Annotated in this window: 23 protein-coding genes, 1 pseudogene and 3 riboswitches; of the genes and pseudogenes, 12 read left to right on the top strand and 12 right to left on the bottom strand. The window is 66.6% G+C overall.

Annotated elements, in window-relative coordinates; genetic code table 11:
* The 4 genes and pseudogenes from AC5RU7_RS20415 to AC5RU7_RS20400 form a co-directional block, all read left to right on the top strand.
* Nucleotides 1-413 (top strand): annotated as a pseudogene (locus AC5RU7_RS20415) (DUF3618 domain-containing protein); the annotation flags it as partial.
* Between the two features lie 104 nt (nucleotides 414-517).
* Complete coding sequence (locus AC5RU7_RS20410) at nucleotides 518-1,729, top strand: YihY/virulence factor BrkB family protein (RefSeq protein ID WP_494053768.1); 1,212 nt, start codon at nucleotides 518-520, stop codon at nucleotides 1,727-1,729.
* Between the two features lie 411 nt (nucleotides 1,730-2,140).
* The gene (locus AC5RU7_RS20405; RefSeq protein WP_494053767.1) at nucleotides 2,141-2,398 is read left to right on the top strand and encodes a hypothetical protein; all 258 of its coding nucleotides are present in this window, start codon (nucleotides 2,141-2,143) and stop codon (nucleotides 2,396-2,398) included.
* A 123-nt stretch (nucleotides 2,399-2,521) separates the two neighbouring features.
* Nucleotides 2,522-2,698 (top strand): CsbD family protein, encoded by a 177-nt coding sequence (locus AC5RU7_RS20400; RefSeq protein ID WP_494053766.1) that lies wholly within the window; start codon nucleotides 2,522-2,524, stop codon nucleotides 2,696-2,698.
* A gap of 59 nt (nucleotides 2,699-2,757) precedes the next feature.
* On the opposite strand, the gene AC5RU7_RS20395 is transcribed toward AC5RU7_RS20400, so the two are convergent.
* From AC5RU7_RS20395 to AC5RU7_RS20385, 3 genes are all read right to left on the bottom strand, one after another.
* Complete coding sequence (locus tag AC5RU7_RS20395) at nucleotides 2,758-3,237, bottom strand: Dps family protein (protein ID WP_494053770.1); 480 nt, start codon at nucleotides 3,235-3,237, stop codon at nucleotides 2,758-2,760.
* A gap of 126 nt (nucleotides 3,238-3,363) precedes the next feature.
* The gene (locus AC5RU7_RS20390) at nucleotides 3,364-4,041 is read right to left on the bottom strand and encodes an O-methyltransferase (RefSeq protein ID WP_494053765.1); all 678 of its coding nucleotides are present in this window, start codon (nucleotides 4,039-4,041) and stop codon (nucleotides 3,364-3,366) included.
* Nucleotides 4,042-4,114: 73 nt separating this feature from the next.
* Nucleotides 4,115-4,438 (bottom strand): thiamine-binding protein, encoded by a 324-nt coding sequence (locus tag AC5RU7_RS20385; protein ID WP_494053764.1) that lies wholly within the window; start codon nucleotides 4,436-4,438, stop codon nucleotides 4,115-4,117.
* 121 nt (nucleotides 4,439-4,559) lie between these two features.
* Here AC5RU7_RS20385 and AC5RU7_RS20380 point away from each other — a divergent pair, with 121 nt between their 5' ends.
* Both AC5RU7_RS20380 and AC5RU7_RS20375 read left to right on the top strand, forming a co-directional pair.
* A complete protein-coding gene (locus AC5RU7_RS20380; protein ID WP_494053763.1) occupies nucleotides 4,560-5,225 on the top strand; it encodes a TetR/AcrR family transcriptional regulator in 666 nt (221 codons plus the stop codon).
* Between the two features lie 130 nt (nucleotides 5,226-5,355).
* Complete coding sequence (locus AC5RU7_RS20375) at nucleotides 5,356-5,637, top strand: hypothetical protein (RefSeq protein ID WP_494053762.1); 282 nt, start codon at nucleotides 5,356-5,358, stop codon at nucleotides 5,635-5,637.
* A gap of 95 nt (nucleotides 5,638-5,732) precedes the next feature.
* On the opposite strand, the gene AC5RU7_RS20370 is transcribed toward AC5RU7_RS20375, so the two are convergent.
* From AC5RU7_RS20370 to AC5RU7_RS20345, 6 genes are all read right to left on the bottom strand, one after another.
* Nucleotides 5,733-5,948: a hypothetical protein gene (locus AC5RU7_RS20370; protein WP_494053761.1), complete on the bottom strand. Its 216-nt coding sequence runs from the start codon at nucleotides 5,946-5,948 to the stop codon at nucleotides 5,733-5,735.
* A gap of 65 nt (nucleotides 5,949-6,013) precedes the next feature.
* Nucleotides 6,014-6,268 (bottom strand): hypothetical protein, encoded by a 255-nt coding sequence (locus AC5RU7_RS20365; RefSeq protein ID WP_494053760.1) that lies wholly within the window; start codon nucleotides 6,266-6,268, stop codon nucleotides 6,014-6,016.
* A 114-nt stretch (nucleotides 6,269-6,382) separates the two neighbouring features.
* On the bottom strand, nucleotides 6,383-6,694 hold the full coding sequence (locus AC5RU7_RS20360; protein WP_494053759.1) for an AzlD domain-containing protein: 312 nt from the start codon (nucleotides 6,692-6,694) through the stop codon (nucleotides 6,383-6,385).
* The gene (locus tag AC5RU7_RS20355; RefSeq protein ID WP_494053758.1) at nucleotides 6,691-7,473 is read right to left on the bottom strand and encodes an AzlC family ABC transporter permease; all 783 of its coding nucleotides are present in this window, start codon (nucleotides 7,471-7,473) and stop codon (nucleotides 6,691-6,693) included. Before AC5RU7_RS20355 ends, AC5RU7_RS20360 begins: the two co-directional genes overlap by 4 nt.
* 59 nt (nucleotides 7,474-7,532) lie before the next feature.
* Entirely contained in the window at nucleotides 7,533-8,906 is a 1,374-nt protein-coding gene (locus AC5RU7_RS20350; protein WP_494053757.1) for a CoA transferase, read from the bottom strand.
* A 6-nt stretch (nucleotides 8,907-8,912) separates the two neighbouring features.
* Nucleotides 8,913-9,812, bottom strand: a complete 900-nt coding sequence (locus tag AC5RU7_RS20345; protein ID WP_494053756.1) for a glycerophosphodiester phosphodiesterase — start codon at nucleotides 9,810-9,812, stop codon at nucleotides 8,913-8,915.
* A 49-nt stretch (nucleotides 9,813-9,861) separates the two neighbouring features.
* Between AC5RU7_RS20345 and AC5RU7_RS20340 the strand changes: the two genes are divergently transcribed.
* Entirely contained in the window at nucleotides 9,862-11,208 is a 1,347-nt protein-coding gene (locus AC5RU7_RS20340) for a DUF445 domain-containing protein (protein WP_494053755.1), read from the top strand.
* 27 nt (nucleotides 11,209-11,235) lie between these two features.
* Here the strand turns inward: AC5RU7_RS20340 and AC5RU7_RS20335 are convergent, their stop codons facing one another.
* The 3 genes from AC5RU7_RS20335 to AC5RU7_RS20325 all read right to left on the bottom strand — a co-directional run bounded on the left by AC5RU7_RS20335 (nucleotide 11,236) and on the right by AC5RU7_RS20325 (nucleotide 14,445).
* Nucleotides 11,236-11,985, bottom strand: a complete 750-nt coding sequence (locus AC5RU7_RS20335; RefSeq protein ID WP_494053754.1) for a LamB/YcsF family protein — start codon at nucleotides 11,983-11,985, stop codon at nucleotides 11,236-11,238.
* Nucleotides 11,969-12,778 carry a hypothetical protein gene (locus tag AC5RU7_RS20330; RefSeq protein ID WP_494053753.1) on the bottom strand — a complete coding sequence of 270 codons (810 nt, stop codon included), beginning with the start codon at nucleotides 12,776-12,778 and terminating at the stop codon, nucleotides 11,969-11,971. The genes AC5RU7_RS20335 and AC5RU7_RS20330 overlap by 17 nt, the downstream gene beginning before the upstream one ends.
* A 131-nt stretch (nucleotides 12,779-12,909) precedes the next feature.
* Entirely contained in the window at nucleotides 12,910-14,445 is a 1,536-nt protein-coding gene (locus AC5RU7_RS20325; protein WP_494053752.1) for an amino acid permease, read from the bottom strand.
* A gap of 48 nt (nucleotides 14,446-14,493) precedes the next feature.
* A riboswitch (glycine riboswitch) is annotated at nucleotides 14,494-14,591 on the bottom strand.
* Between the two features lies 1 nt (nucleotide 14,592).
* Nucleotides 14,593-14,691: riboswitch (glycine riboswitch) on the bottom strand.
* Nucleotides 14,692-14,922: 231 nt separating this feature from the next.
* A riboswitch (glycine riboswitch) is annotated at nucleotides 14,923-15,023 on the top strand.
* 160 nt (nucleotides 15,024-15,183) lie between these two features.
* On the opposite strand from AC5RU7_RS20325, the gene gcvP reads away from it, so the two are divergent.
* From gcvP to AC5RU7_RS20300, 5 genes are all read left to right on the top strand, one after another.
* Nucleotides 15,184-18,036 carry an aminomethyl-transferring glycine dehydrogenase gene (gcvP, locus tag AC5RU7_RS20320; protein ID WP_494053751.1) on the top strand — a complete coding sequence of 951 codons (2,853 nt, stop codon included), beginning with the start codon at nucleotides 15,184-15,186 and terminating at the stop codon, nucleotides 18,034-18,036.
* A 10-nt stretch (nucleotides 18,037-18,046) separates the two neighbouring features.
* Nucleotides 18,047-19,180, top strand: coding sequence for a glycine cleavage system aminomethyltransferase GcvT (gene gcvT / locus AC5RU7_RS20315; protein ID WP_494053750.1), 1,134 nt, complete (start codon nucleotides 18,047-18,049; stop codon nucleotides 19,178-19,180).
* 32 nt (nucleotides 19,181-19,212) lie between these two features.
* Entirely contained in the window at nucleotides 19,213-19,596 is a 384-nt protein-coding gene (gene gcvH, locus AC5RU7_RS20310) for a glycine cleavage system protein GcvH (RefSeq protein ID WP_494012240.1), read from the top strand.
* Nucleotides 19,593-20,903, top strand: a complete 1,311-nt coding sequence (gene glyA / locus AC5RU7_RS20305) for a serine hydroxymethyltransferase (protein ID WP_494053749.1) — start codon at nucleotides 19,593-19,595, stop codon at nucleotides 20,901-20,903. Before gcvH ends, glyA begins: the two co-directional genes overlap by 4 nt.
* 269 nt (nucleotides 20,904-21,172) lie before the next feature.
* Nucleotides 21,173-21,250 (top strand): serine dehydratase beta chain (locus tag AC5RU7_RS20300; protein ID WP_494053769.1); only part of this gene is annotated, 78 nt, incomplete at its 3' end.

Below are 21,250 nucleotides of genomic sequence, written 5' to 3'. Positions count from 1 at the left end.
GGGACACCCTCCACGGCGCCAAGGACAACGTCTCCGCCAAACTCTCCGATGCCGGCACCGCAATCTCCCAGGCCCCGGACCAGGTCAAAGCCAAGGCGCAAGGCAACCCCCTGGCCGCGGGCCTGATCGCCTTCGGCGCCGGAATGCTCGTGTCATCCCTGATCCCGCCGAGCCAGAAAGAACGCGAAGCCGCGGACCAGCTCAAAACCGCAGCCCAGCCCCTGGCCGGCAAGGTCACCGACGCCGCGAAGGACATGGTCCAGGACCTGAAGGAACCGGCCCAGGAAGCGATGGAAAACGTCAAGGCCACCGCAACCGACGCAGCCCAAGCAGTCAAAACCGAAGGCCAGCACGCCGCCACCGACGTCAAGGACCGCGCCACCGACGCCAAAACCAACGTCCAAAACACCTGATCCCAGGCCGCGGCAACGCAAGCCAACTGCACTCTATGACAGGCCGGCTCCGCCACCCGCGGAGCCGGCCTGTCCGTTTCAGCCCTTGATCGAGAGGACACATCATGGCCACTCACGACGCATCCGAAACCAGCACCGCCAAGGCGGGGCAGGCACCGGATCCGAACGACTCCAGGAAGCCGGACAGCCCCAAGGACGTGGACAAGCCATCCTGGAAATACATACTCAAGAAGACCCTGCGCGAGTTCAGCAAAGACCAGTGCACTGATCTCGCTGCAGCGCTGACGTACTACGCCGTCCTGTCATTGTTCCCGGCCATCCTGGCCCTCGTGTCAGTGATCGGGCTCTTCGGCGATCCGGAAAAAACCACTAATGCCCTGCTGGAGATCGTCCGTGGTTTCGCCCCCGCCGAAACTGTCAATACGGTGGGCGGAGTGGTCGAGGACCTGGCCAATGCACCGGCGGCGGGGCTGACGCTGGTCATCGGCCTTGCCACCGCCCTGTGGTCTGCATCGGGCTACGTTAGTGCGTTTGGCCGGGCCATGAACCGGGTGTATGAGGTGGATGAGGGCCGGCCGTTCGTAAAGCTGCGCGGAACCATGCTGGTGGTCACCCTCCTGGCGATTGTCCTCATCGCGATCCTCGCCGGCATGCTGGTCCTGAGCGGTCCTGTCGCGGAGGCAGTGGGCGGCCTGATCGGATTGAGCGGCGTTTTCCTCGCGGTCTGGGACATCGCAAAATGGCCGGTGATGGTGGGACTTATCATCGTCATCATCGCGGTGCTCTACTACGCCACTCCCAATGTGAAACAGCCGAAGTTCAAGTGGATGAGCATCGGTTCGGGCATTGCCCTGTTCGTCTTCCTGCTCGCGTCCCTCGGCTTCGGGTTCTACGTGGGCAACTTCGGCAACTACAACAAGACGTACGGTGCCTTGGGCGGCGTGATCATCATGCTCCTGTGGCTCTGGATCCTGAACCTGTCCCTGCTGTTCGGCGCCGAGTTCGACGCCGAACTGGAACGCGGCCGCCAGCTGGAGGCCGGCATCAAGGCCGAAGAGACCATCCAGCTGCCCCCGCGGGACACCAAGAAGAGCGAAAAACTCCAGGCACAGGAGGAAGACGATATCCGGCATGGCCGTGAACTGCGTGAAAAGTACAGCGCCCAAAACGGCGGGAGCCCGGAAGATCCGGACACGAATGACAAGAACGGGCAACAGGACACGGAGCCGCACCGCGACCGGGTAAAGGACAAGGTGCGGGACCGCACTGAACATCGGGAGTCCCCGGGCGGCGAAGGAAACAGCAACAGGCAGTAGCAGCAGCTGCTACGCAGGGAGAGGTACAGTGTCCGGCGCAGGGCACTGTACCTCTCCTGTGTGCGGTGGCCTTTTGCATGCACCGCGCTCACGGCACCAACCGCAGGTACTAGGCAGGACCTCCAAGATGGGGGAAAATTAGAGGTAGGTCCAGTTGAAGATCCCGGGTTTAACAAGGGCCCGGGGCAAGGCGGGGCCGGCGGTGAGATGGCCTCCTCTGAGACCGAGGCCAGTCCCCCCAGTCGCCGTCGGCCCCCTCGATCCGCTCAGTGCCACCCCTTGGTTTCCGTGGCCTAACTGGACAAAGTTATCCGCACTGCAATACTTTCGTGATTACTCTGCTGGCCCGTTTGGTCCGGCAGGACCGCTGAAGCAGATACGGCGGCACACGGTCGACCCTAATGAGCGGACATGCCTGCTAACCACTTTGAAGAATTCCTTGCCGAAGCAGTTGTTCCCGACAGGGAGCCCGGCCTGGGCCTTGGACGCGACGAACTTTACGGCCTGTACACCAGCTGGTGCCTGATCCATAAGGCACAGCTCCAGCCGCCGGATGCCCTCTGGGTGGCCCTGGAGGACCACGGAATCAACCCGGACAGCAACAACCTGTCCATGACCGGGCCCGCCGCCGCCGACTACATCGTGGCCAGCGCACCACCGCTGGTCTGATCCTTCGATCCCCAAGTATCTGCAGGTCAAGGCGGAACAACCCCTGTTGGTGCGTCCCGAGTCTGGCTAGCATGGGATTATGGCTGGCGGCATCGCCGGCCACCAGCCGAAGGGAGCAATGCCATGGGTTTGGACGACAAGATCGACAACGCCGCAGAGAAGATGGGCGGCAAGGCCAAGGAGACCACTGGCCGGGCAACGGATGACGAAAGCCTCCGCACTGAGGGCAAGATGGACCAGACAAAGGCCGACCTGAAGCAGGCGGGCGAGAAGGTCAAGGACGCCTTCAAGAAGGACTAGGTCCACGTGAAAGGGTGCTGCCGCATGATGCGGCAGCACCCTTTTGCTGCGCCTGCAGACTAGTTCGCGGCCGGCTGGGTGACGGAAGCAGTGGGGGACATGGTTTCTGCGTTGACCATCCACGCCAGCTGTTCCAGCCGTTCGATGGCTGCGTGGAGCAGGTCGGCGCTGGTGGGGTCCTCGTCGTCGACGTCGTCATGAACGTCGCGCATCGTCTGCACCGCACGTTCCAGCCGGGCGGTGATCAGCTTGACGGCGTCCTTGGTGGACGTCAGGCCCTCGGGGAACTCGTCCAGCCGGTTGTCCGCGGAGACGGTGCCGCTGCGCCCGTCAGGCAGTGCGTGCATGGCCCGCATCCGTTCGGCAGTCTGGTCGGCGAAAAGCCGGGCCGCAGCGATGATTTCGTCAAGCTGCAGGTGCAGGTCGCGGAAGTTCGTGCCCACAAGGTTCCAGTGGGCCTGTTTTCCCTGCAGGTGCAGTTCAATCAGGTCGGTGAGGACCATCTGCAGGTTGCTGGCAAGGGTGGGAGACGCTTTCATCATGTACCTCCGATGCGGCCTGGCCGGCTGCCCTTCAGCCGGACACTAATTCTAAGCATACTTAGTAACAGGCCTGCGACTGCCCCTGCCAGGCCATGCTGCCGGGCCGTCAATGCTTAGCGGGGGCTAGCTGATCCTCGCGAGCGCGAAGCCGTCCCACCCCTTCGAGCCGACCGTCTGGATGACGGTGGCGTCCAGCCTCGGGTGCTCCCCCAGCAGCTTAAGGGCGTCCACGATGCCCGGGGCGTTCACGGGATCCAGGTCTGGATCCAGGATGGCACCCTCCCAGACGGTGTTGTCCAGGACCACAGTGGCACCGGGCCGGCCCAGGCGCACCGCCCAGTCCAGGTACCGGCTGTTGTTCTCCTTGTCTGCGTCGATGAAGATGAAGTCGAAAGGCTCCCGGCCCTCCTCTGCGAGCGCAGCCAGGGTTTCCAGCGCGGGTCCCAGGCGGATCTCCACCTTCTCGCCCAGGCCGGCATAATCGAGGTTGGCCCAGGCCACTTCCGCGTGCTTGGGCAGGAATTCGCACGTGACCACTGTGCCATCCTCGGGAAGCCCCCGCCCGATCCAGATGGTACTGAAGCCCGCGAGCGTACCGATTTCCAGGACGCGGCGGGCACCGGAGAGCTGGACCAGGAGCTTGAGCAGCTTTCCGGCATTCGGTGCAACCTCGATGGCAGGCATCCCCGCCTCCGCGGCGGAACTGATGGCCTGCTCTAGGGCCGGGTCCGGGTGGACCACCACACGTGTCAGGTACTCTTCAGCTGCCGTCCACTCCGGCCGGGGCTTATGCTCGAACATTGCCACAGTTTGGCACGGGCGGACTTGCTGGTCCAGAGAATAAGCAGGGCAAGTGGCCACCGGAAAAGATGACTCAGGAACCGTCCGCCAGGGCGTCCTCCAGGCGCTCCACCTTGGCGGTGAGCTCTCCTGTGTAACCGGGCCGGATGTCAGCTTTGATGACCAGGGAAACGCGGCTGCCGTACCGCCCCACCGCCTCGGTGGCGCGCTTGACGACGTCGAACACCTCATCCCATTCGCCTTCGATGGTGGTGAACATCGACTCCGTCTGGTTGGGAAGCCCCGACTCCCGGACGATCTTCACAGCAGCGGCAACGGCGTCGTGGACGGAAGCGTCATCCGGCCGGGAGCCTTCAGCAGGGGTGCCGGACGGGGCAACAGAAAACGCAAGCAACATGATGCCAGTCTGCCACGCCGTCCCGGCGGGCAACGGGCAGCGCGGGCGCCCCCGCCGTCACATAAGCTCCTACCCTTCAGTAACGGTGAAGGCGCGCAGTTGCGTTGCTAACCTTTTGGGCATGAGTCTCGCAGTCGCCCGCAAGCCCCTCCGCGCCGACGCAGCGCGGAACGTGGACAAGATCATTACGGCGGCGCGCCAGTGCTTCCGGGAGTTCGGTCCGGATGTACCCCTGCAGACCATCGCGGCCACGGCCGGCGTAGGCCCGGCCACCCTTTTCCGGAACTTCGCGGACAAGGAGGAGCTTGTCCTTGCGGCATTGAACCGGCAGCTTCGGCTCACCGTCGATCCCGTGATTGAGGGGGCGCTGGCCGATATCGATGCCGCCGCCGGCCTGTTCCGGGTGCTGGAGTCCCTTATGGATGCCTCCAGTGCCGACGCCAATCTGCTGGGCGCCGTGGCCGGCAGGCGCGAACTGCTCACCGGCATCGCCGGGTCCCTGATGGAATCCCTCAGCGTCCTGCTGGTGCGGGGGCAGGGGCAGGGAAGCCTGCGTCCCGACATCTCCATGACGGACATGTTCCGCCTGCTCGCCATGCTGATCAGCGTTGTGGACACCATGGAGCCGGGCTCCGACGCCTGGCGCCGTCCGCTGGCACTGGTGGAGGATGCCATCCGCACTGCCCGGCCGGCGCGCCCCCTGCCGCCGCATGTTCCAGTGCCTGCCGCCACAACCTCGCCCACGGCGCCCCTGATGGCCGCCCTTGGCGAACCCGGACTGGGGTAGGTTCCTGCCGGCAACGCACTTGGGCCGGCCACTTCCCGTGCAGCCGCCCCGGATTAGGGACCCATTGTGGGCGCCCACGTGGTGCAATACACTTCAAGAGGGTTACGCAGCCAGCCTCTGAACATCCCAGATGGAGCGACTCCATGAAGCAGTTCCTGCATTTCCGGCAGCCGATGGCCGCAGCGCGATGAACAGTTCAAAGCTCTCGCACTACCTCAACAATCCGCGCGATCCGGAAGAGGTCCTGCCCACATTGAGCGCGAATGAACTAGCGGACCTGCTGGACGCGCTGTACCAGAACCTTGACACGCCAGAACCCGAATTTGGCGCGCAGGCCTGGTACGACATGGCCGTCGAAGAAAGCTGCCGCCGGGCCGCGCTGCCGGACGGCGCCGCCCACGGAGTGGCATAGCAAGCCGGAATCATCTTCGTTCCGGCTGGATCAAGACCCTCCCCCACAAAGCAGTTCCTGCTGGCCACGGCATGATGCCGGGGGCCGCGCCGCGCCTATTCCTGCCCGGTGCCCGGCCCGCGATCCCCGCGGTGTTCGTTGGGCACATGGTCCTTCGCTTCGATGAGATGCTGCTGAAGCTTCTCCTCGGCGTCCCGGCGGCGCTTCGCCGTATCCCGCATGTCCCTGGTGGACTGGGAGCCGCGGGGATCACGGTAGCCTGGACGGCGCCTGCCGGGCTGCTCCCCCGCGGGCTGTGACTCTACGTTCATTCCGGTTCCTCCTTTGGCCGCCCGTCAGGACCTACCGCATTCGGTCCCTGGTGCCCGGCAGTGGGTCAACCGCTGGCCGCGTCCCCCCTTTTGCGGATCTCCCGCCGTACCAGGGCCTGCAGCGCGGGAACCGGCGACGACGGATCCGCCGTCAGGCCGGCGCTCAGCCTCTCGGCCAGCAACTCCAGATCCTCCGGCGGGACGTCGGACAGGGCAGCAAATCGTGTGTAGAAGCGTTTGGCAGGAAGCCCCGCCCGCCGTCGGGCATCTTTTCGGGGCCGGCCGGCTCTTTCTCCGGCAGCGTGCAGCTGATTGTCCATGGTCCCCGTTCACAGAAAATTCCGTGGCCGACTGCATAGCCGCTCCCATAGTACAGCCGGGGACTGTCATCGGAAGTGACCCACGTCACCCAGGCGCGGCTCCGCGGCGGACGGTCAACTCCAGCCCAGCAACCTCAGCAGTGCCGCCGTTCCCGCTCCGGCGAGAACCACCACCAGGAAAGGGGCACGCAGCGCCAGGGCCACGGCGGCAGCGGCCAGCGCGCCGAGCCGTGCGTCGGCGGCCAGCGACTGGCCCGATGCCACGGCATTCACCACGGTGAGGGAGGCGAGCAGCCCGATGGTCATGGTTCCTGCTATGCGCGACATTCGCGGATCCTCCAGGAAGCGGGCCGGCACCAGGTAGCCCACCAGTTTCCAGGCATAGGCCAGGGCACAGGCCACCAGCAGCCAGAACCAGAGGCTCATGCGCCTGCTCCCGGAACAGGCCCGTGGTGGCCGCCGTCATGTTTTCCTCCGTGGCCCCCATCATGCCGGTGGCGCTCCCGGTAAGGATCCACGTCGGGTTCGAGGCCCTCGTCACTGCGCCCGTGGCTGAACCAGCCGATGGCTGCCGCTACGACGGCGGCCACCAGGATGGGCACGCCCGCGGGCACGAACGGAACGGCGATGACCGTGGCCACGGCGCACACCACAGCAATGGCCACGGGTTCGCGACCTTTGAGCCTCGGCCAGAGCAAGGCCAGGAAGGCGGCCACCGCGGCGCCGTCAAGGCCCCATTGCCTGGGGTCCCCGAGCGCCGCGCCGGCAAGGGCGCCTACGGCGGTAAACAGGTTCCACAGCACGTAGATCCCGATGCCGGCTGCCCAGAATCCGCGGCGCTGCTCTTCCGGATCAGTTTGTCCTGTGCTGGTGGCCGTCGATTCGTCGATGGTCAGCTGGGCGCCAACGTATTTCCGCCAACCGGTGGGCCTGAGCAGCGCGTTCAGCTGCATCCCGTAGATGCCGTTGCGGACGCCCAGCAGCGTTGCCGCGCTCATCGCCGCGATGCCGGAGCCTCCGCCTCCCACCACGCCGATGAACGCGAACTGTGAGCCGCCGCTGAAGAGCAGGAGGCTCAGGGCCATGGTCTGCCAGAAATTGAGCCCGGAGGTGACGGACAGCGCCCCGAAGGACACCCCGTACAGCCCGGTGGCGATGCTGATGGAGATACCCACCCGGACGGCCGGTGATCCCAGGAGAAGCATGGTCCAACTCAATCACAAGGAGGACGGGCGTCTGAAACCGGTCTGGAGCCGCTGGTGGGTCAGGCCCAGGCCAGCCCGGAGCTGCCGTAGGGGGGTGGCGGATTGCGGTAGTCGAGCGGCAGCCCGTCCAGCAGCAGCGGAGGCGGGACGTACCGGAGCTCCCCGAAGGAGCTGTCCATGGTCCGGTAGTCCGGCGGCGCGAGTCCTGCTGCTGCTTCGTGTGTTCCGGCTAGGGAGAACAGTTCCCCCGCGGTCCTCGCCAGCGACAGCCGGGCGGTTCCACCCAGGCCGGTACGACGGCGGCCGGCAAGGAGCGTGACTGCTGCGGCTGCCGCTCCGTACCCGGTGGCGTGGTCCAGCGCCTGGACGGGCAGGGCACCCGGGTGCCAGCCGCCGTCGTCCGTCTCCTGGCCGTAGAGGTCTGCAATCCCCGCGGCCGCCTGCACGATGCTGTCGAAGCCTCGCAGGCTGCTCCACGGCCCTGTTGCACCCCAGCTGTTCAGCGTGACCACGGCCAGCCCGGGGCGGGCCTCCAGCAGGGCACCGGTACCCAGCCCGAACCGGTCCAGCGCCCCCTTCCGGTAGCCGGTGACCACCACGTCGGCAGCTGCAATGAGGTCCCGCAGCCGGCTTTGGTTTTCGGGGCGGCCGAGGTCCGCCTCCGCACTGCGTTTGTCGAAACAGGTGTCCACGAACTGGTCGGACAGTTCGGGCAGCCGGGGCGGGTCGATCCTCAGGACGTCCGCGCCGAGCGCAGCCAGGAGCCGGGTGGCAACGGGACCGGCGATGACCCTGGTGAGGTCCAGGACGCGGACGCCGGCCAGCGGGCGTGCCCCGGTGCCGGCGCCAGCGGGTGGAGGACCTGCGCCAGCGGGTGGAGGACCTGCCGGAACCGCTTCCGGCCCCGGCATACCGGCCAGGCCCATCCCTGTGGTTTCGCCGTCGGAGGAAGTCAGGGAAATCCAGGGACCGGAACCGGCAGCCTCTCCCATCGGGGAGGCCAGCCACGCGCTGCGCGTCCGGACGGCAGCGGCAATCCCGCCCGCTGCCTGGATTGCCGCCTCCGCCTCAAGGGAAGCCATGGTCCGGAGCGCGGCATCCACCCCGGCAGGCGAGCGCGCGCCAAGGGCCTGCAGCAGGCGCTGCTCGTGGTGCGGGTAGTTGGCGTGCAGCCGGATCCAGCCGTCCTTCGTCCGCCGGAACCCGGACAACGGGGCAAACCCCTGCAGCTTCCGCCCGGCGATCCGCAGATGCCCGGACGAATCGAAGGCGGCGGCGGTCAGTGCCGGTGTGGTGGAGAACCTTGGGCGTCCACCGGTGTACTGGGTCAAGGCTGCCGCTGCGGCGGAGACGGCGCCCAGGGCGAGGCCCTCCACGTCCAGCGGCCCGGCCCACCAGCGGCGGGGACCGACGTCGTCCGGCTGTTTGCCCACGGCCGCCTACCGTCCCTGCGTCGAAGCCATCTGGAGCTGGCTCAGGACCCGGGCGGGCACATTGGTGGTGATTTCGTGGATCCCGAGTTCCTGGCAGAGGGCCACATCTTCCGGGGAGTCCACCGTCCACACGCGGAACCGCCGGCCGGAGCCGAGCCAGCGCTGGACGGTAGCCGGATGCCCGCGGACGTAATCGATGCCCGGCCCCGCCAGCCCTGCCAGGCGGCCGTCCAGGATCCGCTCGCCTTCCAGCTGCGTGGCTTTCATCAAGTTGGCAATGGCTCCGCCGGTGATCGGGCCCAGGCCAAGCCCGCCGCGGATTTCGTGGATATTGATGTCGTCCACCAGTTGGCAGACGTATTGCGCCGGGACGGACCGGAGCAGGTGCCGGACCGAGTCCGGGCTGAAGCTCATGAAAGTCACCGCCACGTTGTCCACGGTGGAGCCGGCGGGATCCCAGCCCTCCCGGCGCAGCAGCTCCAGGACCCTGTCCTCAAGCTTCAGCTGGTAGGGGCTGGGATGCTTCAGTTCGATTGCGAGCCTGACCGGCCGCCCGGCTCCCCGAAGAATGTCCAGCAGTTCGGGCAGGGTCAGGAACTGTGCCGACCGGGCACCGTACGCCTCCGGGATACGCACGCCCTTCCATGACGAGAAATCGAGGTGCCGCAGTTCGCGCAGTGTCCGCTCGGCCACCGGCCCCGTGCCGTCCGAGGTGCGGTCAAGGTTGGCGTCATGCAGCAGGACAACATGCTGGTCGCGGGTGAGGTGGACATCGCACTCCACGCCGTCCGCCCCGTCCGCCAGTGCCTGCAGGTAGGCGGCCCGTGTATGTTCGGCGAAGGCGGCGCTCGCGCCGCGGTGCGCAAAGACCAGCGGCCTCTTCGGCAGTGGCTCCTCAAACCTCATGCAGACACGGTAGCCGACCGCGCCGCCACTGCGGGGCTAGGCTTGGCATATGCAGGTGAACTCTGAGCCAACTACCCAGGAAGCCCCGCCCCAGCCCGCTCGCCCGGTGCCGGACCACGCCCACGCGGCCGCCGCCGTCGGCCGCCGGCTTGGTGACGGTGATGCCGACAAGGCGGCAGCGCTGCGGAAAATGAAGCTTGTGGCCCTGGGCCTGCTGATCGCCATGGCCGTTGTTTTTGTTGTCGCCTTCGCGCTGCAGGACGAGTATCCCTGGCTGCAGTATGTGCGGGCGGCCGCGGAGGGCGGCATGGTGGGCGCCCTGGCCGACTGGTTCGCCGTGACGGCGCTGTTCAAGTACCCGATGGGCATCAAGATCCCGCACACCGCGATCATTCCGCGGCGGAAGGACCAGATCGGCGCCTCGCTGGGCGAGTTTGTGGAAACCAACTTCCTGTCCGAACAGGTGGTCCATGAGAAGCTTGCCAGCGTCAACATCGCCCGCCGGGCCGGCGAATGGCTCGCCACGCCTGCAGGCGCCGAGCGGGTGGCCAAGGAAGGCGCGGCGCTCATCCGCGGCGCGTTCAAGGTCCTCAACGACGACGACGTCCAGGCGGTCATCGAGGGAATGGTGCGCAAGCATCTGCTCACTCCGCCGTGGGGACCTCCGGTGGGCAAGATGGCGGAGCGGATCTTCCACGACGGGCACCACCACAAGCTCGTTGACCTACTGGTGGACCGGGCAGCTGACTGGGTCAGCGAGAATCACCAGACGGTGAGCCGGCTGGTCTCCGACCGCTCCCCCACCTGGGTTCCGCAGTTCGTGGACGGGCTCGTGGGAGACAAGGTGTACATCGAATTCCTCAAATTTGTCCGGGCAGTGCAGGCGGACCCGAACCACCAGGTCCGTCAGTCGATCGACAAGTACTTGAACGACCTCGCCCAGGACCTGCAGCACGATCCTGCGATGATCGCCCGAGCTGAGGACATCAAGGCCCAGGTCCTGGGGGACCCTGAGGTCCGCGAACTGGCCTCCCGAACCTGGGGAACGGTGAAGAACGCCCTGCTGGGTGCCGTGGACGATCCCGACAGCGACCTGACCATCAAGTTCAAGGCCGCGGTCCGGGACTTCGGTTCCCGCCTGGTCAGCGATCCCGAGCTTGCCGGCAAGGTCAACGCCTGGATCGGCGACGCCGCCGGGTATCTGGTGCGCACCTACCGCTCGGACATTGCCGGGGTCATCACGGATACCGTGGCGCGCTGGGACGCCGAGGAGACGTCGCAGAAAATCGAGCTCCAGGTGGGCAAGGACCTGCAGTTCATCCGGATCAACGGCACCGTGGTGGGGTCGCTGGCCGGGCTGGCGATCTTCACGGTGGCCCACCTGGTCTTTGGCTGAGCGCCGCTGCCGGCCAGGGGCGGACGTTTAGGCGAAGGACTCCAGCTCAATCCCGGCAGCAACCAGGCCTGCCCGCACTCCCGCGGCCATCTCCACGGCGCCCGGAGTATCGCCGTGGATGCACAGCGAATCGGGCCGAACCTGAACCACGGTGCCGTCAACGGCCACCACTTCGCCCTTGGTGGCCAGCCGGACCGCCCGCTCCACCACCGCATCGACGTCGTGCAGGACGGCGCCATCCTGCGAGCGGGGGAGCAAAGTTCCGTCGGCCTGGTAGGCGCGGTCCGCGAAGGCTTCAACGAACACCGGGTGGCCGGCCTTCTGTGCCTGCTTCAGCAGCTCCGAGCCCGGCAGCCCCAGGATGGGCAGTCCGGGGTCGTAGGCGTTGACGGCCGCCACCACGGCCTCGGCCTGTCCGGCATCATGCACCAGCCGGTTGTACAGCGCCCCGTGGGGCTTCACGTAGTCCACGGAGGCACCCACGGCGTGCGCGACGCCGTCGAGCGCTCCCAGCTGGTACAGCACATCGCCGAACAGCTCATCGAAACTGGCATCCAGCGATCGCCGGCCGAAGCCTGCCAGGTCCCGGTACCCCACGTGCGCACCGACAGTGACGTCGAGCTCGTAGGCTGCCCGGCAGCTGTCCAACATGGTGATGGGGTCGCCGGCGTGGAACCCGCAGGCCACGTTGGCGCTGGTCACCAGCTGGAACATCGCGGCGTCGTGCCCCATCTTCCAGGAGCCGAATGATTCGCCGAGGTCAGCGTTGAGATCCAAAGGTGTTGCCTTCCAGCGTCTGCTTGTCGGGAGCTGCGGCGGCCTTCAGCTCCCCGGGGATGGTGTCCGGCATGGGTCCGAACGCTTCCTTGGCGTTCGACACCACGGCGCGGCCCATCATGAGGTTACCCGCTCCGCCCACCACCGCCCCGATCCCGAAGGGCAGGGCCCTTCCAAACAGCGCCGTGCCCTGGCGTTTGAGCAGGTTCTTGAGGAAAGCCTTCTGGATCCGGCTCCGGATGCTGCTGAACCCCGGCATCGGCATCGATTTGGACAGCATGCTGCCCCAGGCCTGGGTGGCGTTCGCGCCTTTGCCCGCAACCTGCCCGCTGAGCGCCCCGAGGAGGGACGTCCCCTCCTCGCCGAGCATGATGGCCATGACCATGGTGCTGGCCTTCTCCGGGTTGGTCAGCCGGATGCCATGGAGTTCGGCCAGTGAAGTGGCATACAGGGCTGTCGCTTCCAGGAATCCGACAGTGGCTGCCGCCGAAAGTCCCAGCGACGCCACCGTTCCCACGCCGGGCACCGCGGCGGTGGCACCCACCACCGCCCCGCCGCCCGTGACGGCACGCAGGTAGTCGCGCTCCAAAATGTCGGCCAGCTGGGCGGCGGTGGCACGCGGATGCTTCTTCTGCAACCGCCGGAGATAGGCCACCACGAACGGGCGCTGGATTTCCACCGCCTTCAGCAGCATGTTGTGGACACCGGGCTTGGGGTTGCCCTCAGCGTCGAACACCGCGTTGTGGGCGGTTTCCTGTGCGATTCGTACTGCGGGATTGCTGCGCCTGGCCATGGTCACCTCATTCAAATCGACCTGCAGCGGGAAGGCTGCCGTGCTCCTCCATCCTAAGTGGATAAACACTAAGCATGCTTAACTTCGGCGCCTTGGCCTGCCGCCGCCCGGTGGGGTCCGCCGGCGTCCGCTCACTTCCTTGCCTGCTCTTTCTCGGCCAGGCCGGTGCCGGTGCTTCCGCCGGCCGCAGCCTCGTCTGCCCGCAGCTCGGCCTTGAACACCTCGAACCGGGCGAGGTGCGCGGGCCGGCGCCGCAGGACTGCCCATGCCGCACCCAGGACCACGAACCAGGCGGGGGTGGCCAGCAGGGCGGCGAGGGTGTCGGCCTGGGTGGTCAGCGCCCAGAGGACGAAGGCGAAGAACGCGAAGACCGCCCACACAACGGGAACGCCGCCGGGCATCTTGAACTTCGAGGCTGCATGCAGGTGCGGGCGGCGGCGCCGGAACGCCAGATAGCTGGCCAGGATCATGGACCAGACGAAGATGAAGCACACGGCGGACACGGTGGTGACCATTTCGAAGGCCTTGCCGACGTCCTGGCCTGCGTACATGAGCACGACGCCGGAGAGCAGCAGCACGCACGACAGGAACAGCGCGTTGCTGGGTACCTTCTTCGGCGACAGCCGGGCGAAGACGCCCGGTGCATCCCCCTCCTGGGCCAGGCCGAACACCATCCGGGAGGTGGAGTAGATGCCGGAGTTTGCGGAGGACATGGCGGAGGTCAGGACCACCAGATTGACCACGGTGGCGGCGGCGCCCAGCCCGGCCAGGGAGAACATGCCAATGAACGGGCTGTGTCCGGCGGCGAACTGGGTCCACGGGGTGACGGACATCAGGATGATCAGCGCGCCGACGTAGAACAGCAGGACGCGGACGGGGATGGCGTTGATGGCCCTCGGCAGATTCCGCTCCGGGTTCTTGGCTTCCGCCGCCGTGGTGCCCACAAGCTCGATGCCCACGAAGGCGAAGACGGCGATCTGGAATCCGGCCACGAAGCCCATGAATTCATTGGGGAAGAAGCCGCCGTGGCTCCACAGGTTGCTGAAGCCGGCCGTTCCGGCGTCGCTCTGGAAGCCGGTGAAGATCATGAACAGGCCGACGATGATCAGAGCGGCGATGGCGATGATCTTGATCAGGGCGAACCAGAATTCGGTTTCGCCGAAGGCCTTGACTGTGGCGAGGTTCAGCAGGAGCAGGATGGCGACGGTGGCCAGCCCTGGGATCCACAGCGGCAGTGCCGGCCAGAGCTCCCGGGAGTAGCCCGCGATGGCGATGACGTCCGCGATCCCGGTGATCACCCAGCAGAACCAGTAGGTCCAACCGGTGAAGAAGCCTGCCCACGGCCCCAGGAGGTCGGCCGCGAAGTCGCTGAAGGATTTGTAGTTCAGGTTGCTGAGCAGCAGTTCGCCCATGGCGCGCATAACGAAGAACAGCATGAAGCCGATGACCATGTACACGAAGATCACGGAAGGGCCCGCGGCGGAGATGGTCTTTCCGGAGCCCATGAAGAGGCCGGTACCGATTGCGCCGCCGATGGCGATGAGCTGGATGTGCCGGTTGCTGAGCTGGCGTTCGAGGTGGGGAGGTTCGCTGTGTGCGGCCTTGCCGGAAGGGGAAGCGCCGTGGGGTGGCTGGCCGCCCGGGGACGCGGGGGGATGAATCGTCATGAGGAACTCCATCGTTCAAGCAGCACCGGATGCTGCATAGATTCGGTTCCTCCCCGCTCTGTACATGACCTGAGAGTTTCCGCAGCCGTGAAGGCGTGCTTGCACCGTCGGTGAGCCGGGACCTGCCCGGCTGCTTTCCAGAGTTGCCTTTCCGCGGCGGTACATGGGCCTGAGAGTTTCCTGGGGAGGGTTTGCTCCTACGGCGCCTGCTGGATGTACCTGGCAGGGCTCTCCCGCCACAGGTCAAAGGCATGTTCAGTTAGAAAAAGTTGCTTCGCATGGACCGCTGCCGGCAGGCCGCCCCGAATCGGTGGAGCCGGTCCGGCACGGCGCCGGTCAGGTTCAGTGTGGTTCCGGTCACGCAGCATTGTCAAACCCCCAACCAGGAATCCGGGGGCGTGGCAAGCGCCGATTTGCCACGGGCAGGCAAGGCCGTGTACCTTGTGAGCCGAATCACCCACATTTGAATAAGCCTTTCGAGCTGTGACGGGAGAGCTCTCCCGGACCACCACCGGACAGGCGCCGTAGGAGCAAATCCTCCCCAGGAATCTCTCAGGCCCATGTACCGTCACAGCGAGGCGACTCTGGAAAGCAGCCCGGCTTCCTGCCGGACTCACCGACGGTGCAAGAGTGCCCTGCCATGAGCAGGTGTCCTCGGAATCTCTCAGGTCCAATACAGAGCGGGGAGGAACCCATCCATGCCGTGCCATCCGTGGCCGGCCAGACCTGGAGTTCCTCATGACGATTCAATCCAACCCATCGGCCTTCGCCGACCGCCATATCGGCGTGCGCCGCCAGGCCGACGTCGACACCATGCTCAAGGCCATCGGCTACGACAGCGTGGACGGGCTCGTGGACGTTGCCGTTCCGGGATCCATCCGCCAGGAGCACGCGCTCCGGCTTGAGGACGCCCTCAGCGAGGTGGAGGTCCTCGCCGAACTGCGCAGGCTTGCGGCCAGGAACAAGACCGCGGTCCAGATGATCGGCCAGGGCTATTACGACACCGTGACGCCGCCGGTGATCCGCCGCAACATCCTGGAGTCCCCGGCCTGGTACACGGCTTACACCCCGTACCAGCCTGAGATTTCGCAGGGCCGGCTTGAAGCCCTGCTGAACTTCCAGACCATGGTCCAGGACCTGACCGCCCTTCCGGTGGCGAACGCGTCCCTTCTGGATGAAGCTACGGCCGTGGCCGAGGCCGTCCTGCTGATGCGCCGGGCCAACAAGAACAAGGACGCCAAGGACGGCAAGACGGTCCTGGATTCCGATTGCCTACCGCAGACCATCGCCATCGTGCAGGGGCGGGCCGAGGCCCTGGGCTTCGACGTGGAGGTCGCGGATCTCTCCAAGGGGCTTCCCGACGGCGCCATCAACGGCATCGTCCTCCAGCAGCCCGGCGTGTCCGGCCGGGTGTGGGACCAGTCCGCGGTTATCACAGCGGCCAAGGAACGCGGTGCGCTTGTCACCGTCGCTGCCGACCTGCTCGCCCTGACCCTGATCACCCCTCCCGGCGAGCAGGGCGCGGATATCGCCGTTGGCTCCACCCAGCGTTTTGGTGTCCCGTTGTTCTTTGGCGGCCCGCACGCTGCCTACATGGCGGTCCGGACCGGGATGGAGCGCACGCTTCCCGGCCGCATCGTCGGCGTCTCCAAGGACGACGCCGGTGCCCCCGCCTACCGCCTTGCCCTGCAGACCCGCGAGCAGCACATCCGCCGCGAGAAGGCCACGTCCAACATCTGCACCGCCCAGGCGCTGCTGGCCATCGTCTCCTCCTTCTACGCCGTCTACCACGGACCGGACGGGCTGAAGGCCATCGCGGAGCGGGTCAACCACAACGCGCGGATCCTCGCCACTGCGCTTGGCGCCGTGGGCCGGGAGCTGGTCACCGATTCGTTCTTTGACACCCTCACCGTCCGCGTGCCGGGCAAGGCCCGCAAGGTCCTCACCGCCGCCGAGGCACGCGGCATCAACCTGCGCCTCATCGACGAGGACACCGTGGGTGTCTCCATTGATGAGACGACGACGGCGGCAACCCTTTCCGCCGTTGCCGTCGCCTTTGGCGCCGGTCCCGTCGGGGACGCGAAGGGGTTCGAACTGCCCGCAACCGTGCTCCGCACCTCGGACTTCCTGCAGCACCCGGTGTTCAACACCCACCGGTCCGAAACCCAGCTGCTGCGCTACATCCGCAAGCTCTCTGACCGTGACCTGGCGCTGGACCGGACCATGATTCCGCTGGGCTCGTGCACCATGAAACTGAACGCCACGGCCGAGATGGAGGCCATTTCCTGGCCGGAGTTCGCCTCAATCCACCCGTTCGCCCCGGATTCCCAGACCGAGGGCTGGCGTGAACTGATCGCAGGCCTGGAAGCGGACCTGGCCGAGATCACCGGCTATGACCAGGTGTCCATCCAACCCAACGCCGGGTCCCAGGGCGAGCTCGCCGGCCTGCTCGCGATCCGCGGCTACCACCGTTCCCGCGGCGAGGGCCAGCGCAATGTCTGCCTGATCCCGGCCTCGGCGCACGGCACCAACGCCGCGTCCGCGGTGCTCGCGGGGATGAAGGTCGTGGTGGTGGCCACCGCCGCCGACGGCACCATCGACCACGCTGACCTGTACGCGAAGATCGACGCCCACAAGGACGCACTGTCGGCGATCATGATCACCTACCCGTCCACCCACGGCGTGTACGACGGGGACGTCCGCGAGGTCTGCGACGCGGTCCACGCCGCCGGCGGACAGGTCTACATCGACGGCGCGAACCTCAACGCCCTGGTGGGTTTGGCGCAGCCGGGCAAGTTCGGCGGGGACGTGTCCCACCTGAACCTGCACAAGACCTTCTGCATCCCGCACGGCGGCGGCGGACCCGGCGTCGGACCCGTCGCGGCCAAAGCCCACCTGGCACCCTTCATGCCCGGGGACGCCACCAAGGCAGCCCACGAAGAGGGTCATGGCGTAGCAATTTCCGCGTCACGCTTCGGCTCCGCCGGGGTGCTCCCCATCTCCTGGGCCTACGTGAAGCTGATGGGCGGCCAAGGCCTGACCGAGGCCACCAAGTCAGCACTGCTGGCCGCGAACTATGTCGCCTCCCGGCTGAACGAGTACTTCCCGGTGCTCTACACCGGTGAAGGCGGGTTGGTGGCGCACGAGTGCATCCTGGACCTGCGCGACTTGACCGCGAAGACCGGGGTCACGGCCGAGGACGTGGCCAAGCGGCTGATCGACTTCGGTTTCCACGCCCCCACCCTGTCCTTCCCCGTGGCCGGGACGCTGATGGTGGAACCCACCGAGTCCGAGGACCTGGCCGAGATCGACCGGTTCATCGAAGCGATGATCACCATCCGCAAGGAAATCGACCAGGTCGCCGCCGGGGACTTCACTGTTGGCGATTCACCGCTGCGCCGGGCACCGCACACGGCATCCGCCGTCGTGTCCTCGAACTGGGACCGCGCCTACCCGCGCGAGCAGGCAGCCTTCCCCGTCCACCACCTCAAGCAGGACAAGTACTTCCCGCCCGTGGGCCGGATCGACGGCGCCGCCGGGGACCGCAACCTCGTCTGCTCCTGCCCTCCCCTCGAAGACTTCGAAAACTAAGGACATGCCCATGACTGAGAACTACGCAGCTCTCTACGAGCAACACAAGAAGGCCGGCGCCTCCTTTACGGACTTCGGCGGCTGGCAGATGCCCCTCAAATACAACTCCGAACTGGCCGAACACCACGCCGTCCGCAACGCAGCCGGCCTGTTCGACCTCTCCCACATGGGCGAAGTCTGGGTCACCGGCCCGCAGGCGGCAGCCTTCCTGGACTACGCCCTTGCCGGAAAGTTGTCCGCGGTGGCCGTGGGCAAGGCCAAGTACTCACTGATCTGTGACGCCGACGGCGGCATCATCGACGACCTCATCACCTACCGCCGTGCCGAGGACCGGTACCTGGTGGTCCCCAACGCCGGCAACGCCAAGGCGGTTGTGGCTGCTCTGCTCGAGCGCGCCGCCGGTTTCGACGTGAAGGTTGAGGATGCTTCCGCGGAGACTTCCTTGATCGCTGTGCAGGGCCCGGCAGCCCAGGCCATCCTGCTGAAGCTCGTCCCGGCTGACCAGCACGCCCTGGTCCGTGAGCTGAAGTACTACGCCGCGGTGGAGGCCGGCGTCGCGGTCAACGGCTCTGTCCAGGAGCTGCTGATTGCCCGCACGGGCTACACCGGCGAGGACGGCTTCGAAATCTACGTTCCCAACGTGGACGCGCCCGCGCTCTGGGAGGCACTGCTGGCTGCCGGCGAAGAGCACGGGCTGGTCCCCGCCGGCCTTGCCGCACGGGATTCGCTGCGCCTCGAGGCCGGGATGCCCCTCTACGGCAACGAACTCTCGCGCCACGTCAACGCCTATGCGGCGGGACTCGGTCCGGTAGTTTCCCTGGCCAAGGAAAGCGACTTCGTGGGCAAGGAGGCGCTGGCAGCGATCAAGGCCGCCGGCGTCGGCTCCACCATGGGCCAAAAGCTCGTGGGCCTCAGGGGCACCGGCCGGCGTGCGGCCCGCGCGCACTACCCGGTCCTCCAGGACGGCACCCTGGTGGGCGAGGTGACCTCCGGCCAGCCCAGCCCCACCCTCGGCTACCCGGTGGCCATGGCCTACGTCGCGGTCGAATACTCGGCCCCCGGCACCGTCCTGGACATCGACCTCCGCGGCAAGCCCGAACGCTTCGAAGTGGTCGAACTTCCCTTCTACAAACGCCAAAAGTAACCACCCAGACTTAGCAAGCAAAGGAAAAACACATGAGCAAAGTTGTTGCTGAACTGAAGTACTCCGCCGAGCACGAGTGGGTTGCCGCGGATGGGTCGGGTCCGGTGGGAATCGGCATTTCCGCCGTCGCCGCCGACGCCCTGGGCGACATCGTCTACGTGGACCTGCCAGAGGTCGGTTCCACCGTGACCGCCGGCGAAACCTGCGGCGAGGTGGAATCCACCAAGTCCGTGTCCGACCTCTACGCCCCGGTGACCGGCGAGGTCGTCGAAATCAACGACGGCGTGGTTGCCGACCCCGCCCTGATCAACACCGATCCCTACGGCGCCGGCTGGCTGTTCAAGGTGGCCGTGACCGAGGAAGGCCCGCTCCTGTCCGCCGAGGAATACGCCGCAGCGAACGGCGGCGAACTGTGAGCGCCGCAGCGGGGACCGTAGTGTTCCAGCAGGTGGAGTCGCCGAGCCTGAATGCGGACCTGTCCGCCCTGGACCCGGAGATCGCGGCAAAGATCGACGACGAACTGGGCCGCCAGCGCGACGGCCTTGAGATGATCGCCTCGGAGAACCACACCGCCGTGGCAGTCATGCAGGCGCAGGGCTCCGTGCTGACCAACAAGTACGCCGAAGGCTACCCCGGGAAGCGCTACTACGGCGGCTGCGAGCACGTGGACGTCATCGAACAGCTCGCCATCGACCGGATCAAGGCCCTGTTCGGCGCGGAATTCGCCAACGTGCAGCCGCATTCCGGTGCACAGGCGAACGCCTCGGTGATGCACGCGCTGATCAAGCCCGGCGACACCATCATGGGCCTGAACCTCGCCCACGGCGGGCACCTGACCCACGGCATGAAGATCAACTTCTCCGGCAAGCTCTACAACGTGGTGCCGTACGGCGTCCGCGAGGACACCCACACCGTGGACATGGCCGAAGTGGAGCGCCTGGCCCAGGAGCACAAGCCGGCGCTGATCGTGGCCGGCTGGTCCGCCTACGCCCGGCAGCTGGACTTCGCGGAGTTCCGCCGGATCGCCGACTCGGTAGGTGCGTATCTGATGGTTGACATGGCCCACTTCGCCGGGCTGGTAGCCGCGGGGCTGCACCCCTCCCCTGTGCCGCACGCCCATGTCACCACGTCCACCACGCACAAGACCCTCGCCGGTCCGCGCGGCGGCATCATCCTCACCAACGACGCCGACATCGCCAAGAAAATCAACTCCGCTGTGTTCCCGGGCCAGCAGGGCGGCCCGCTGGAGCACGTGATCGCCGGCAAGGCCGTGGCCTTCAAGATCGCCGCGTCCCCCGAGTTCAAGGAACGCCAGGAACGCGTCCTGGCCGGTGCCCGGATCCTGGCCGAACGCCTGGTCCAGCCCGACGTTACCGCCAAGGGCATCACCGTGGTGTCCGGCGGCACCGACGTGCACCTGGTCCTCGTGGACCTGCGGAACTGTGAACTCGACGGCCAGCAGGCCGAAGACCGACTCGCCGCGATCGACATCACCGTCAACCGCAACGCCGTCCCCTTCGACCCCCGCCCGCCGATGGTCACCTCCGGCCTGCGCATCGGCACCCCCGCCCTTGCGACCCGCGGCTTCGGCGAGGACGCCTTCCGCGAGGTTTCGGACATCATCGCCGAGGCTTTGACGGCCGACGCCGACGCCGACCTTTCCGGACTCCGTCACCGCGTCGACGCACTCGCAAAGGCCCACCCCCTCTACCCCGGACTGTAATCACCTCCGGGGCCGCCGGACCGGACATTTTCACGCGTGCTGCTCCTTCGTCGCTTTGACGCACGCTTTCGAAAAGTCCGGCTCCGCCGGCCTCTCGTGCCCACGTCGCCTGGGTGACGGGCCCTCGGAGTGGGCGGGGCATCCGGCAGCATGCGTCTAAGGGAGCGTCACGTCCGCGCAGCGGGCGTCTTCGCGACCGAGCATGCAGAGGATGTCCTGGCCGCTCCACTCAACCCGACCACATGCGTTTTTAGTTAGGAAGACCCGTTATGGCTGTTGGCGTTTTTGATCTCTTTTCGATTGGGATCGGTCCGTCGTCGTCCCATACTGTGGGGCCGATGCGGGCT

The organism is Arthrobacter sp. K410C, from assembly GCF_059090105.1.
This window is presented reverse-complemented; position numbering and strand designations above follow the sequence as displayed.